This window comes from Pseudomonas sp. JS425, assembly GCF_018223845.1.
Taxonomy (GTDB): Bacteria; Pseudomonadota; Gammaproteobacteria; order Pseudomonadales; family Pseudomonadaceae; genus Aquipseudomonas; species Aquipseudomonas asiatica.
On the sequence record NZ_CP073661.1, the window covers coordinates 1524714 to 1537446 of the forward strand.

At 51.5% G+C, this 12733-nt stretch carries 12 protein-coding genes and 1 pseudogene; 3 read left to right on the top strand and 10 right to left on the bottom strand.

Annotated features, from left to right (window positions below; translation table 11 throughout):
* Positions 1 to 8: 8 nt before the first annotated feature.
* A complete protein-coding gene (gene tnpB, locus KDB76_RS06970) occupies positions 9 to 368 on the bottom strand; it encodes an IS66 family insertion sequence element accessory protein TnpB (RefSeq protein ID WP_009687920.1) in 360 nt (119 codons plus the stop codon).
* Positions 369 to 455: 87 nt separating this feature from the next.
* Positions 456 to 1094, bottom strand: a pseudogene (locus KDB76_RS06975) (IS5-like element ISPa41 family transposase); the annotation flags it as partial.
* A 320-nt stretch (positions 1095 to 1414) separates the two neighbouring features.
* Between KDB76_RS06975 and KDB76_RS06980 the strand changes: the two are divergent.
* Genes KDB76_RS06980 through KDB76_RS06990 form a run of 3 tightly spaced genes read left to right on the top strand, consistent with a single transcriptional unit; the run spans position 1415 to position 4231 of the window.
* On the top strand, positions 1415 to 1834 hold the full coding sequence (locus KDB76_RS06980) for a GtrA family protein (RefSeq protein ID WP_212632246.1): 420 nt from the start codon (positions 1415 to 1417) through the stop codon (positions 1832 to 1834).
* Positions 1800 to 2783 carry a glycosyltransferase family 2 protein gene (locus tag KDB76_RS06985; protein ID WP_024718166.1) on the top strand — a complete coding sequence of 328 codons (984 nt, stop codon included), beginning with the start codon at positions 1800 to 1802 and terminating at the stop codon, positions 2781 to 2783. The genes KDB76_RS06980 and KDB76_RS06985 overlap by 35 nt, the downstream gene beginning before the upstream one ends.
* The gene (locus KDB76_RS06990) at positions 2777 to 4231 is read left to right on the top strand and encodes a glycosyltransferase family 39 protein (protein WP_182363822.1); all 1455 of its coding nucleotides are present in this window, start codon (positions 2777 to 2779) and stop codon (positions 4229 to 4231) included. Before KDB76_RS06985 ends, KDB76_RS06990 begins: the two co-directional genes overlap by 7 nt.
* Positions 4232 to 4314: 83 nt before the next feature.
* Here KDB76_RS06990 and KDB76_RS06995 read toward each other — a convergent pair whose 3' ends face one another.
* From KDB76_RS06995 to KDB76_RS07030, 8 genes are all read right to left on the bottom strand, one after another.
* Positions 4315 to 4536, bottom strand: coding sequence for a hypothetical protein (locus tag KDB76_RS06995; protein WP_182363824.1), 222 nt, complete (start codon positions 4534 to 4536; stop codon positions 4315 to 4317).
* A 253-nt stretch (positions 4537 to 4789) separates the two neighbouring features.
* Positions 4790 to 5643 (bottom strand): IS5 family transposase gene (locus KDB76_RS07000; protein WP_212632247.1). Its coding sequence is split into 2 segments (ribosomal slippage): positions 4790 to 5287 and positions 5290 to 5643, totalling 852 coding nucleotides; the frame shifts between segments, so codons are not numbered across the junction.
* 80 nt (positions 5644 to 5723) lie between these two features.
* Entirely contained in the window at positions 5724 to 5993 is a 270-nt protein-coding gene (locus tag KDB76_RS07005; protein WP_012274344.1) for a hypothetical protein, read from the bottom strand.
* Between the two features lie 234 nt (positions 5994 to 6227).
* Positions 6228 to 7934 (bottom strand): EAL domain-containing protein, encoded by a 1707-nt coding sequence (locus KDB76_RS07010; RefSeq protein WP_212632248.1) that lies wholly within the window; start codon positions 7932 to 7934, stop codon positions 6228 to 6230.
* A 36-nt stretch (positions 7935 to 7970) separates the two neighbouring features.
* On the bottom strand, positions 7971 to 9536 hold the full coding sequence (locus KDB76_RS07015; protein ID WP_038410470.1) for a PAS domain-containing methyl-accepting chemotaxis protein: 1566 nt from the start codon (positions 9534 to 9536) through the stop codon (positions 7971 to 7973).
* Between the two features lie 164 nt (positions 9537 to 9700).
* Positions 9701 to 10681 carry an IS5-like element ISPa41 family transposase gene (locus tag KDB76_RS07020; protein WP_003117291.1) on the bottom strand — a complete coding sequence of 327 codons (981 nt, stop codon included), beginning with the start codon at positions 10679 to 10681 and terminating at the stop codon, positions 9701 to 9703.
* 229 nt (positions 10682 to 10910) lie between these two features.
* Positions 10911 to 12197, bottom strand: a complete 1287-nt coding sequence (locus KDB76_RS07025) for a site-specific integrase (RefSeq protein WP_038408877.1) — start codon at positions 12195 to 12197, stop codon at positions 10911 to 10913.
* Entirely contained in the window at positions 12194 to 12733 is a 540-nt protein-coding gene (locus KDB76_RS07030) for a hypothetical protein (RefSeq protein WP_038408878.1), read from the bottom strand. Before KDB76_RS07030 ends, KDB76_RS07025 begins: the two co-directional genes overlap by 4 nt.

Sequence of the window (12733 nt, forward strand, 5' to 3'; positions counted from 1 at the left end):
ATACCCGGTCAGGCGACGAAACGAGGAGTCAAAACCTGATGCGGACGGTTGCGCCAGAGATCGAAACCGTCGAGTAGCCAATTCAGTTCCTGGACGGTCAGTACGATAGCTTCGTCGGTCGCGTCGGGTGAAGTTTTGAAACGCTCGGCTTCGAGGCGCTTGAGCCAAAGGCAGAAGCCGTTGCGCTCCCAATACAACACCTTGATGCGGTTACGGGCTTTATTGAGGAAGACGAAAAGTACCGGGTCGAACACGGCGACCTTGATGTCCAGTTCGACCAGGGCAGTGAGGCCGTCGATGGACTTTCGAAAGTCCACGGGCTTGGGGTAGAGGTAGACTTTTTCGACTTTGCTGTCGGGGCGCATCATGGCGGGCTGGCTCCAGAAAGAAATCGGGAGCACAGCATCGGGAATCAGGTGGACGGTTGGAATGTGGGGATGATGGATCCCTTACTTTTCTTCGCCATGCAGCAGTTCAGCCACCTGCGTGACATCGGCCACATTGGCAGCGGTGCCATGGACGTGATGCACCAGGCCGGACTCGACATCGGCACCGATGTGCGCCTTCATCCCGAAGAAATACTGACCGCCTTTCTTGGTCTGGTGCATCTCGGGATCACGCTTGCCTTCTTTATTTTTGGTCGAGCTGGGGGCATGAATAATGGTGGCATCGACGATGGTGCCTTGGCGCAGCGACAGGCCTTTTTCCTGCAGATAACCATTGATGACCGCAAGGATTGCCGGTGCGAGCTGATGCTTCTCCAGCAAGTGCCGGAAGTTCATGATCGTGGTGTCTTCGGGGATTGGCGCGCTCAGCGTCAGGAGTGCGAACTGGCGCATGGGCGTGATTTCGTAGAGCGCTTCTTCCATGGCCGGGTCGCTCAGGGAGAACCAGTTCTGCAACAGATGGATGCGCAGCATGGTTTCCAGAGGATAGGGTTTTCTACCGCCGCCGGCCTTGGGGTAGAACGGTTCGATCAGCTCCAGCAGGCCTGCCCAGGGCACCACCTGATCCATTTCGGCGAGGAAGCGCTCTCGGCGGGTTTGCTTGCGCTTGCCGGCGTACTCAAAGTCGGAAAAGCTCATCTGGCTCATGGGCGGCTCGGATCAGGTGTTGCGGGGATTCTCGCATAACTGAAGGCTTGTTCGGAGATTCCTTAAGTCCCCCTTAATTCGGGGAATCTATCTCAATGATGCCCAGCATTTCCTTATGCTTTCAACATTGTAATCCACAGGTCATGCATACGTTATTGGAAGCCTTTTATTTCGAAAGCGTAATTTTCAAGTAATCCCTTTGATATTGTGCCGTGCTATCGTAGTGCGCCACTTTATTTCTTGCCATATATGGATCCAGCTAATTGCGCATTTACATTTATTTCACTATTTTTTCACCTTTGCCTCCATAAGCTTTGGCAATGGACAATCAAACCAAACCTCTTATTAACTTACTGATTCGTTATCTGGGAATCGGCTTCATAGCAACGGGATTCCATTATGCGGTGTTCCTGGTGCTGGTTACGACAGAGTTCGCTACTCCGTTGCTGGCCAGTATCTGTGGCGGCATGGTTGGAGCCATTGCAAGCTTTATTGGAAATCGGGCGCTCTGTTTTGTGGCAGATGGCTCTCGTAAGTTTCAGCCTGTCAGGTTTGCACTGGTCGTGTTAGCCACAAACTTCGGCAATGGCGTGGGTATGTGGGGCCTCATCAAGTCGAATCTGTCACCTCTCATCTCCCAAATCGTAGTGACCTTAAGCCTCACTGCACTTGGATTCATTGCACATCGTTTTTGGACATTCAATCATGCAGACATTACATCGCTTTCCCGAGCGCCCTGATCCGTTGTTAACCATTGTGGTCCCTTGCTTCGAGGAAGAGGAAACCATCCCCGAGTTCCACCAGCGCATCACCCGCGTGGTGAAGCGATTATCCGTCTCCTGCGAAATCCTCTATGTCGACGACGGCAGTAAAGACCGGACGGCCGACATTCTTCGCCACTATCAGGATGGGTCATCTGTACGTTACCTGTCTCTGAGTCGCAACTTCGGCAAAGAGGCTGCACTGAGCGCCGGGATAGACCATGCCCGTGGCAGTGCGCTGATCTTCATTGATGTCGACCTGCAGGACCCACCAGAGCTCATCGCGGCCATGGTGGACTACTGGCAACGCGGCTACGACGTGGTGAACATGCAGCGTAACCTGAGAATCGGTGATTCGTGGTTTAAGCGCATGAGTGCCCGGGCATACTACTGGGTCATGCATCGCCTGGTGGAGAAGGTGGACATGCCGACCGATGTCAGTGATTTCCGATTGATTGGACCTGCTCCGCTGGCAGCACTGCGGGCGCTGGACGAGCGCTCCAGGATTCTCAAAGGCATGATTGGCTGGGTAGGCTTTCGTACCATCGAACTACCCTACAATCGTACTGTTCGCCATGCCGGAAGCACCAAGTGGAATGCAGCTGGCCTGTTCAATCTGGCCATCGAGAGTATCGTCAGCTTCTCTCGCAAACCGCTGCGCATCTTCAGCCTCATCAGTTTCGGACTTTTCGTCTCCAGCATCTGCTACATGCTTGCGTCGCTCGTGGCTGGCAGTTTCGACATCCATCACCTGCTCGTCGGAATGGCTTCATTCATGTGCGTCGGTGTCGCCATGGTGGGGGAGTACCTTGGCGTGACACTCGCGGAAGTGAAGCGCCGGCCTCTCTATTTCCTGAAGCACAGCAGCAAGGCGGATCCAGTGTCACTCCACCCTTCGATGGCTTCGATCGAGGGTAAGAAATGCTGAGCCTGAAGAACGAGAGGACGCTGTGGTGGGTCCTGGGTTCGATACTGCTATTGCGTTTGGTGGGGCTGGGCATCTACCCATTGATGGACACATCGGAGGCTCGCTACGCTGAAATGGCTCGCAAGATGGTCGAGTTGAATGACTGGATCACGCCTATGTTCGATTACGGGGTACCGTTCTGGGGCAAGCCACCGCTGTCCTTCTGGACCCAGGCCGCGAGCATGACGGTCTTCGGCGTTAACGAGTTCGCTGCGCGTTTCCCAGCGTGGCTACTGCACTTGGCAAGCTGTTTCATCATCATCAAACTCGGCACGCAGCAGATTTCTCGTAACGCCGGAATCTGGGCTGCCATTATCTTTTCCAGCACCACCCTTGGCCTGGTCTCCAGCGGTGTTGTGCTGACTGACCCTGTTTTGTCGTTCTCGATTCTGCTGGCCAGCTACGGTTTCTGGCGTTGGATGAAGTGCGCCAGCAAGGCGGATGCCTACCTGATGTTCGCAGGTCTCGGGCTGGGCTTGCTTGCCAAAGGGCCGCTGACCCTGGTGCTTATGGGGGCGCCGGCATTCGCCTGGTTCGTTATCTACAAGGAATGGGGACGGGTACTGAAGCTTCCCTGGATCAGCGGCCTTGTGCTTATGTTCGGTATATCCGTGCCTTGGTATGTCGCGGCCGAGATGAAAACGCCCGGCTTCATGGAGTACTTCTTCGTTGGTGAGCACTGGAGCCGCTACGTCGTCAGTAACTGGGCGGGCGACCTGTATGGCAGTGCTCATGCAAAGCCATATGGCACCATCTGGATCCAGCTCGGATTGTCGCTCCTTCCATGGGCCTTGTTCCTACCACTGCTGATCCGCAAGCGTGGAGCGATGCAGCGCTTCGAAGCCTACCTATGGCTCTGGGCCTTGGCGACACCGGTCTTCTTCACATTCGCTGGCAACATTCTGTGGACCTACCTGCTACCTGCACTGCCAGCTTGGGCATTGCTGCTGTCCGCACGGATCAGCGAAGTTGGCCCGAAGACCACCTGGGCTTCCGCTGCGAGCGCTTTAGTGTTGCCAATCATCGGTGCGGGCATCATCTACGCCGGAGTACTAGAAGAGCGACCACAGAATCAGCGAGATGTGGTTCAAGCGTGGCTGAATGTGCAGACCGCTCACTCTGCTCCCCTGATCTATCCTGGCCGCCGCTCATACTCATCGGAGTTTTACAGCAGCGGGAAGTCCGAGAACATCAAGGATCCTGCCCAGTGGCCGCAGGATGGCTCGTTCTATCTGTCCAGACGCTTGCGAGACAGCAAGGATGGTCTGCCCGCTGATCTGGCTTGCACCCCGATCACCGAAGCGAACGCCAGCCAGCTCCTGCTTTGCCATTGGAAACGTACCGTACAAGGTGCCGAGGGTCTGGCTGGAGAAAGCAATGCGGGAACGCCTCGCAAGAACGAAGGCTAAATTCCATGCACAAAAAAGCCAGGTTTTTACCCTGGCTTTTTTGTCGATTACTTTCGTCATTTGAAGTCCTATATAACCGCCGATTAATTGTCGGCTTGCTCCTTACCATCCTTGCTTTCTTTCTTTTTCTCTTGAGCGACTTGTTGTTTGTTCTGGTCCGAAGAGTCATCGCTCCATAGGCGAGCCTGTTCGGTTCGGAAGTTCTCGTTGAACTGTTTCGCTCGCTCGAAGCCGCCTTCAGCGTAAGCGGTACCCATGAGACCCAGCAGCAGGCTGCCAATAGCGATAGATTTGACAAATTTCATTTTGAACCTCGGTTCATACTAGACCTGCCTGATTAGCGGCCTTTGTTGGTTTGTAGTTTAGGAACGCGAAGCTAACGACAAGGTGAGTCAATAATTACAATTCCGTAATTTTGGCAGCGGATAGGGTGCGTTAAATCTTAAAATCTGGAAGGATCATGTCTATCTCAACACTGTCGAGGGCGACTAAGAACCTTCTCTAAAATTACAATTTTGATATCTAGCGCGTTAATTCCGCGCGGCGTTGTTGGCCGCCCTAGGCTTTGTACGAAAAGTATTGCCGCATGCAACGTAGGCTGCAGGCCAAGGTGACCATGGCTGCAAAGCTCTTGGCCAGCTTGTCATAGCGAGTGCCGATCCTGCGATTTTCTTTCAGCCAGCCAAACATCCACTCAATGATGTTCCGTTGCCGGTATTTGGGCCGGTCAAACAGTCGGGGCAAGCCAGGTCGAGGTTTGCGCGGCATAGCGCGCAATGGGATTACCGGCTGCATTCGGTAACGGTCGCAGTACTGGCGCAGGTGCTCGGCATCGTATCCCTTGTCAGCCAGCAACCACCGGCTACGTTTACGCGGTCGTCCTGGCTTGCCAGCAATTCTTACAGCATCCAGCAGCGGCTGAGCGTGGGAGACATCACTGGCTTGTCCTGGTGAAAGCCTGAAATGCAATGGCACGCCATTGGCATCGCACACCATGTGAATCTTGGTGGTCAGACCGCCTCGACTGCGCCCGAAGGCATGGTCTAACGGTTCTTCAGGCCCCCCTTTTTCCCGGCGCCTGAAGAGGCTCGGGTTGCTCGTACTGCGGTGGAGTCGATCATCCAGGTGTCCAAGTCGATCAGTCCTTCCCGGTTCAGCCGAATATGCAGACGCTCCAGTACTCGCTCGAATGTGCCGTCGTCGCGCCAGTCACGAAAACGCTGATACACCGTTGACCAAGGCCCAAAGCGTTCAGGCAGGTCGCGCCAGGGAGCGCCCGAGCACAGGATCCACAGAATTCCGTGGAGAACCTGACGATCATCGTTGCGAGGACGGCCCATTTTCTGTTCTGGAGAAACCAAATCCTTGATCAGCTCCCATGACGCATCAGAAAGTTCGTAACGCCTTGCCATACGGGCCTCCAACCGGTCATGGCGGCAATTTTAGCCACAACGACTTTTCGTACAAAACCTAATTCGCCCAGTCTAGGGGGCTATAGATCGCCAGTCATCAGTAGCTCTCTCAGTATGCTGAGATTTTTCCTGATTTCAGCTTCTACCTTTCCAGAATAATCAAGTGCCTCAAGCGTATTCTTTGTCTGGTTCATTGCCTCTGCTATTATATCAATGGCAGTTTTTCTTGATGCTGCCATATTTTCTAGAGTCTGTTCCCCTGCATTTAGCATTGTTACGATATCTTGTTTGCTTAACTTATCATAATTCACGTTACGGAGTTGCTCTAGTATTAACTCTTGATCCGACATATATGATCCTCTTTATTATTATCGATTTGTTGTTTATGATAATATTAATTATTTCATTGTTCCAGAAAAAAACAGCTGGGATAGTGTATCATAAAAAATATATTTCGAGCGAATGGGGAAAGTCGGTCGAGCCATGCGCATAACCAATCCATGGCATTGGACGCACAGTATATCGTTACCGGTGGATAAATGAATTAACCGCTCAATCCACTAGGTTGCGACGACGCAATCAGTTCATGGACGGTGCGGTTTATCTATTACCCCTCTAGATAAATGAGCAGGGACAAACTTCGCCACCCAAGATGGCACTTGTTCTACCGGCATGGGTTTCGCAATACCATAGCCTTGCGCTACATCACAACCTAGGTTCATCAGCAACACTCCGTGCTCAACCGTTTCCACCCCTTCAGCAATAACCTCGCGGTTTAACGATTTCGCTAGGCCGATGATCGCCTTAGTCAGCCCCAAGCTGTCTTTATCGATGAGTATGTCGCGTATAAAAGATTTGTCTATCTTGATTGACTGCGTGGGCAGTTGTTTAAGGTAGCTCAGCGATGAATACCCGGTTCCAAAGTCGTCCAACGAAAATGTCACACCCAGATCCTGGCAAGCAATGAGGCACTGAGTGACATGTGATAAGTGTTCTATCACCACTGATTCGGTAATCTCAATATCCAACATCTGCGGCAAAACATTAGGGTGGCTGTCCAGCAAAAACTTTAGGGACTTTACAAAGTTTTCTTTTTTCAAATGTAATGCTGCAATGTTTACACTCACAGACCACGAATGACCCAAGTCCGCCCATTGTTCTATTTGACTGAGCGCCTGATCTATGACCCACTCGCCGATCTCCACGATCAGATCGCTCTGCTCAATCAACGGTATAAAATACTGCGGTAATATAAGTCCATCTCGCGGATGCTGCCAACGCAATAGTGCTTCAAAACCAATCACTGCCCCACTGCTCAAACTTATTTTTGGTTGATAATGCAAGTATAACTCACCATCATGTAACGCTTGGCGAACCCGTATTACGGAATCAAAAGCTGATTTAATCAGCTTATCTTTTGATACATCAAACAAATAGAAACAGTTACGGCCACTTTGTTTGGCCTTATACATAGCCTGATCGGCATGACGCAGCAGTGTATCGGCATTCTCATTATCGTTTGGATAGAGCGTCACACCGATACTGGCGGAAATATTAATGCCTATGCCATCGATGACGTAGACGGCGGAAAGGGCAGCTAAAAGCCTCTGCAGGGCGCTTTCCAACACCTTGGGATCCCGCACACCCGAAATCAGCACGAACTCATCGCCTCCCAAACGGGCTACGGTATCTTCGATACGCATACTATGTTTCAGGCGATCAGCCACCGCCACTAACAGACGATCACCTATCTCGTGGCCATAGCGGTCGTTAATCTGCTTAAACCCATCGAGATCAAGCACGCCCACGGCAACCGTGCTGGACTGGCTCTTTGCTTTGACAATAGCCTGATCAAGCGCTTTGGACAGCAAAAAACGATTTGGAAGACCCGTCAGCTCGTCGTGCTCAGCCTGCCATTGCAAGGTTTCCAGAAACTTCCGCTTTTCGGTCACATCGAAACGAATGGAAACGTATTTCTGCACCCGCTGGCTGGCATCATCGTACATGGGTACAATCGTGCTCTCTACCCAATACAGGCTGCCATCCTTTTTACGGTTGCAAATTTCACCTTTCCATACCTGCCCACGTGAAACTTTTTTCCACATATCAATAAAGAACTCAGGGGGATGCTGCCCTGAGTTTAGTATGCGGTGGTTTTGCCCAATCAACTCCTGTGCGCTATAGCCAGAAATATCACAGAACTGTTCATTGACATAGGTGATTATTCCGGATCTATCGGTTTCCGAGAAAATAGCTGCCGCATCCACCGCTGCACGGTATCTTGCACTCATATATAAACCTAATTCACCAAAATAGTCATAAGGTCACTACCTGTTGAACCGTTCAACCAACGAGTTTAAACCACGGGATGTACTTTCAAGTTCGCGGCCACGAATCACGGCGGAGTTAGCATTCTTCGCTGTTCTCTCAACCGTTCCCGCTACGTTATTAATCTGCCGAGCAATATCTTCAGCGACACTAGCCTGCTCTTCTGAAGCGGCTGCCATTTGCTGGCTCATACCACTGATCCGTTCAACAGCATCGCGAATGCCTTGGAGAGCACACTGCGCCTCTATAACTTGCTGTACACCGTGGTCGGCCTCGCGAATACCGAGTTTGGCAATGCTCACAGCCTCATCTGCGCCTTTTTTAAGGGTTTCAATGACGTTTTGAATTTGTTGAGTCGATACGCGGGTTTTAGCAGCCAAGGCCCGGACTTCATCAGCTACTACCGCAAAACCACGACCCTGCTCACCAGCCCTAGCCGCTTCAATTGCAGCGTTGAGAGCGAGTAGGTTGGTTTGATCAGCAATGGCTTGAATCACCCCCGCAGCAGCCATAATTTGCTGGGTTTCATTGGCAAGGTAATCCACAGCAGTGCTGATATTCGTGACGGTACTGGCCAGCAACTGAATGGCCTCACGGGAAGTACCGGCGACTTTATCACCTTGTTCAGCCAGTTCATTTGCTGCTTGCGCTTCCATGGCGGTTCTTTGAACATGCCCTGCCACTTCGTTGATTGAGGCCGCCATCTCCGTCATGGCGGCTGCCGTCATGTCCGTTTCCGCTCGCTGCACCAGCAAGGCATTTTCAGTTTGGTTCGAGAGTAAGGAGGAATGCGCAGCGGCTTCAGCCACTTGGCTGGCCAGATCGCTTAGCCGAGTCAGTGCGGTTTTAAGGCGTGCATCCTCACTAATCAATATCATTTCCAACTGCGCTGAAGGGCCATACGTATCGCTGTAAGTGATGGCGCTAATCGGATCTGAAAAAGCGTCAGGGGCGCATTTCATGATATGACTCAACTGATGTTCCAGCCGCGTATAGGACCACCATCCTGTAACGAGAAAGAGCACGGCAGTTACCGCTTGTGCTGCCAGGCTTGGCAGCACGCTAGCCGCACCTATTGCCAACGCAGCCGCAGTTGCAGGTAAGACCATCCTCCTCATGAATGCCGCATAATGACGATTTTGGGGAATGGAATTTTTACCTGCACGCAACCGGTCATACAGCTTTTGTGCGCGATCAATTTGCTCCCGAGTCGGCTTGACTCTAACGGACTCGTAGCCTGTTAAGCGGCCATCTTCGAGAATAGGTGTCACATACGCACTGACCCAATAGAAGTCACCATTCTTGCAGCGATTCTTGATGATACCCATCCAGCTTTTGCCAGCCTTCAGATAGCCCCACATCAGCCCGAAAACAGCTGGAGGCATGTCGGGATGACGAACCAAATTGTGCGGACTGCCCAACAACTCTTCACGAGAATAGCCACTTATTCTCATAAACTCGTCATTCACATAGGAAATATTCCCATTCGTATCCGTAGCAGAGATCAATCGCTGCTGGACTGGAAATATTTGTTCAACGGTTGTGACAGGCAGGTTCGAGCGCAAGATGAGTCTCCATGAGCAATAATGTCATTATGCCATAAGGGATGCTCCGATCAACTTGTCGTGCAGCCGCGGCAAGTTGCAATTTTCCAGGCACCTACAGCGTCATTGGACGAAAAGTGACCGAAAAATCATGTACGGAGAGCTTTTTCGACCGGTTCTCCGTGTTAAACGCGAACCTCACCCATACCCATGAGCTGTTTTCGAACCCTCCACAGGTTTGCCAGGGCGAACAGCGTGGTCAACTGAGCCGTGTTTTTCATCAGCCCACGAAAACGTATTTTCACGTAACCAAACTGCCGCTTGATCACGCGAAACGGATGCTCGACCTTGGCCCGTGTCTGAGCCTTGCAGAACTCGATCTTGCGCTTGGCTTTGTACAGTACGCTGCGCTGGTTCAGCTTGGAATAGGTGCTGCGACGCGCTGCAATCTGCCAGATCACCCCCCGATTTTCATGTTCTTCGCGCCTTTCGACACCGGTGTAACCGGCATCTGCATACACGGCGTTTTCTTCGCCATGCAGCAGTTCAGCCACCTGCGTGACATCGGCCACATTGGCAGCGGTGCCATGGACGTGATGCACCAGGCCGGACTCGACATCGGCACCGATGTGCGCCTTCATCCCGAAGAAATACTGACCGCCTTTCTTGGTCTGGTGCATCTCGGGATCACGCTTGCCTTCTTTATTTTTGGTCGAGCTGGGGGCATGAATAATGGTGGCATCGACGATGGTGCCTTGGCGCAGCGACAGGCCTTTTTCCTGCAGATAACCATTGATGACCGCAAGGATTGCCGGTGCGAGCTGATGCTTCTCCAGCAAGTGCCGGAAGTTCATGATCGTGGTGTCTTCGGGGATTGGCGCGCTCAGCGTCAGGCGTGCGAACTGGCGCATGGGCGTGATTTCGTAGAGCGCTTCCTCCATGGCCGGGTCGCTCAGGGAGAACCAGTTCTGCAACAGATGGATGCGCAGCATGGTTTCCAGAGGATAGGGTTTTCTACCGCCGCCGGCCTTGGGGTAGAACGGTTCGATCAGCTCCAGCAGGCCTGCCCAGGGCACCACCTGATCCATTTCGGCGAGGAAGCGCTCTCGGCGGGTTTGCTTGCGCTTGCCGGCGTACTCAAAGTCGGAAAAGCTCATCTGGCTCATGGGCGGCTCGGATCAGGTGTTGCGGGGATTCTCGCATAACTGAAGGCTTGTTCGGAGATTCCTTAACGGCGGCTATAAAGTCTTGCTCTTGCTGCTGCACCCAGGCCGGGCGCTTATCAGGGAACAGCCGAAGCGATAGCTTTCTGACCCAGGACATCTGTACCTCCTTATGAGAAGTTCTCCCTGGCAGCCTTTATAGATCGCCAGGGAGGGTCGCCATCCTAGCATCTCAAGGAAACTTGGCATTCATCAAAGCCTCTATCGCCGCGAGCTTCTCGTCGGAAGATCTACCGTCCTTTGCATCGACAATGCTCTGGATCGACTGGAGGGTCGTGGACGCATTAGGTTCTGCTTTAAGGATTTCTTGAATTTCCGGATCTTGTGTCAGGTGAATGTAGGTGGAGAGTGTGTTCTTAGATGCATGATATGAGTCGTCGCGAGCAATGGACATCGCTACATCAAGTATATTGGCCTTCGACATTTTCGAAAGCTTACTGATGTTGTTAGCGACTAATATTGTGAAGTATCGGTGACGAAAATTATGATAAGAGATGCCTTTGAGGAGCTCTGCGTGTCTCGAAGCTTTGATGACTACACTGTAGTAGGAGTTAAAGGTGCTTCGAGCCAGGGGCTGCCCAGTATCTTCGCTCACAAAGATTTTGTCATGAAGCTCGCTGTGAGGATGGTTGGATCGAGTGAGTATTATGAATTTGTATATTTCTTGCAGCTCGACCCTCGGTATTAATACCTGGCGCAAGCATCCCTTATATTTACCTTTTAAGACGGGAATGTTTCTTACAAGGTTGTTATTTTTGTAGGCGTTAATAATGGAGCTTGCTGGGATGTTAATGGCTTCTTCTATGCGACTGCCAGCGTACTCAAGTAAAGTTGCAAGGGTGTACCATCTATCGATTATATATTGGTTGGAGGTGTAGTCGTGGATTGCCTCATGCCATGCATTCAGCTCATTATTTCGAATGAAGCTTACCGGCTCGGTCGGAGTGTCCCTTAGCTCATCAATACATGGGTGGGTTAGAAATCGCAGTGGCGTTCGCCTGTTAAGTTTGTAGTAGTCCTCTGTTGCGTTGATTTGAAAGTTGCGTGCGCTAGGGTCGATCGTAAGTAAGTTGTAGAGCTTGTTTTCTTTTTGTGTGTGCTCTAGTAGTGAAAGTATGCGTCTGATGGTTCTCTTGATGGTGGTCGAATTCGCTGTTCTAGAGACCTGGCTGTGCTTAACGAAATCGTACAGGGTTTCGTCAGTAACATCAAAGATAGTTAATTTTTTGCGTTCTATATATTCTTGGAAGACGTTTAGAGTATCAGCGTAGCTGAATACTGTTTTGACTGCTGGTCGGGCCCCGTAGCTGTTCGCGCCGCCGCCGAAAGCCGTAAGATAGCTATTGAGTTCCCAACAAAAATTTCCACAGGAGTCAAAAAGCATCGGAAGAGGCGGTGGTGTGACATGGCCGTGATTAAAAAGGAAGTCAAGGCGAGGAGCTTTGGCTACATGAATCATGGCTTCACCAGGGTAAGATGGGCCCTATCAAGTGCCTGGGTGTGGCTTTTTAAAACTTGCTGATATCTGAGGTCTTGGCGAGTCTGTTCGTCCACTCTCGCAGTGAGTTGCATGTAGGCCCTGTACATCTCACCTAATGTATTCGTTAAGTAGTCAATTTGATTTTTTAGAGTGGAGATTTCTTCTTGCTGTGATCGCTGGGTTGTTCGCTTCTGCGGTGGGGAGGGCTCAGTGGCGGGAGTTAGATTGTTGTATTCCTCCAAAGCGGCTGCGAGCTGGTCTGAGTATTCGATGTTGTAAGGCTCTCGCGATGTATTGTAAGAGCAGGAAGTAACTTCGAGGTCAGTGTCTGCCCAGGCGAGAGCTGCCTTGAAAGGTATGCCCCTTTTACTTTTAAGTGCGTCTAGTGAAGGAAGTCGCTGGCCTTCTTCGATTGCTTTTCTTATCAGCAGGATTTTGGCGAGCAAGCTTTGTGTTTTGGCCTGTTTCTCTTGGAGCTTGGCTGCTGAGGTCTCCCCCTTTGAATATCTGCTCAT

Coding starts and splice junctions, on each gene's coding strand:
- tnpB (WP_009687920.1), bottom strand. CDS start 368: ATGATGCGCCCCGACAGCAAAGTCGAAAAAGTCTACCTCTACCCCAAG.
- KDB76_RS06980 (WP_212632246.1), top strand. CDS start 1,415: ATGGACAATCAAACCAAACCTCTTATTAACTTACTGATTCGTTATCTG.
- KDB76_RS06985 (WP_024718166.1), top strand. CDS start 1,800: ATGCAGACATTACATCGCTTTCCCGAGCGCCCTGATCCGTTGTTAACC.
- KDB76_RS06990 (WP_182363822.1), top strand. CDS start 2,777: ATGCTGAGCCTGAAGAACGAGAGGACGCTGTGGTGGGTCCTGGGTTCG.
- KDB76_RS06995 (WP_182363824.1), bottom strand. CDS start 4,536: ATGAAATTTGTCAAATCTATCGCTATTGGCAGCCTGCTGCTGGGTCTC.
- KDB76_RS07005 (WP_012274344.1), bottom strand. CDS start 5,993: ATGTCGGATCAAGAGTTAATACTAGAGCAACTCCGTAACGTGAATTAT.
- KDB76_RS07010 (WP_212632248.1), bottom strand. CDS start 7,934: ATGAGTGCAAGATACCGTGCAGCGGTGGATGCGGCAGCTATTTTCTCG.
- KDB76_RS07020 (WP_003117291.1), bottom strand. CDS start 10,681: ATGAGCCAGATGAGCTTTTCCGACTTTGAGTACGCCGGCAAGCGCAAG.
- KDB76_RS07025 (WP_038408877.1), bottom strand. CDS start 12,197: ATGATTCATGTAGCCAAAGCTCCTCGCCTTGACTTCCTTTTTAATCAC.
- KDB76_RS07030 (WP_038408878.1), bottom strand. CDS start 12,733: ATGAGCAGATATTCAAAGGGGGAGACCTCAGCAGCCAAGCTCCAAGAG.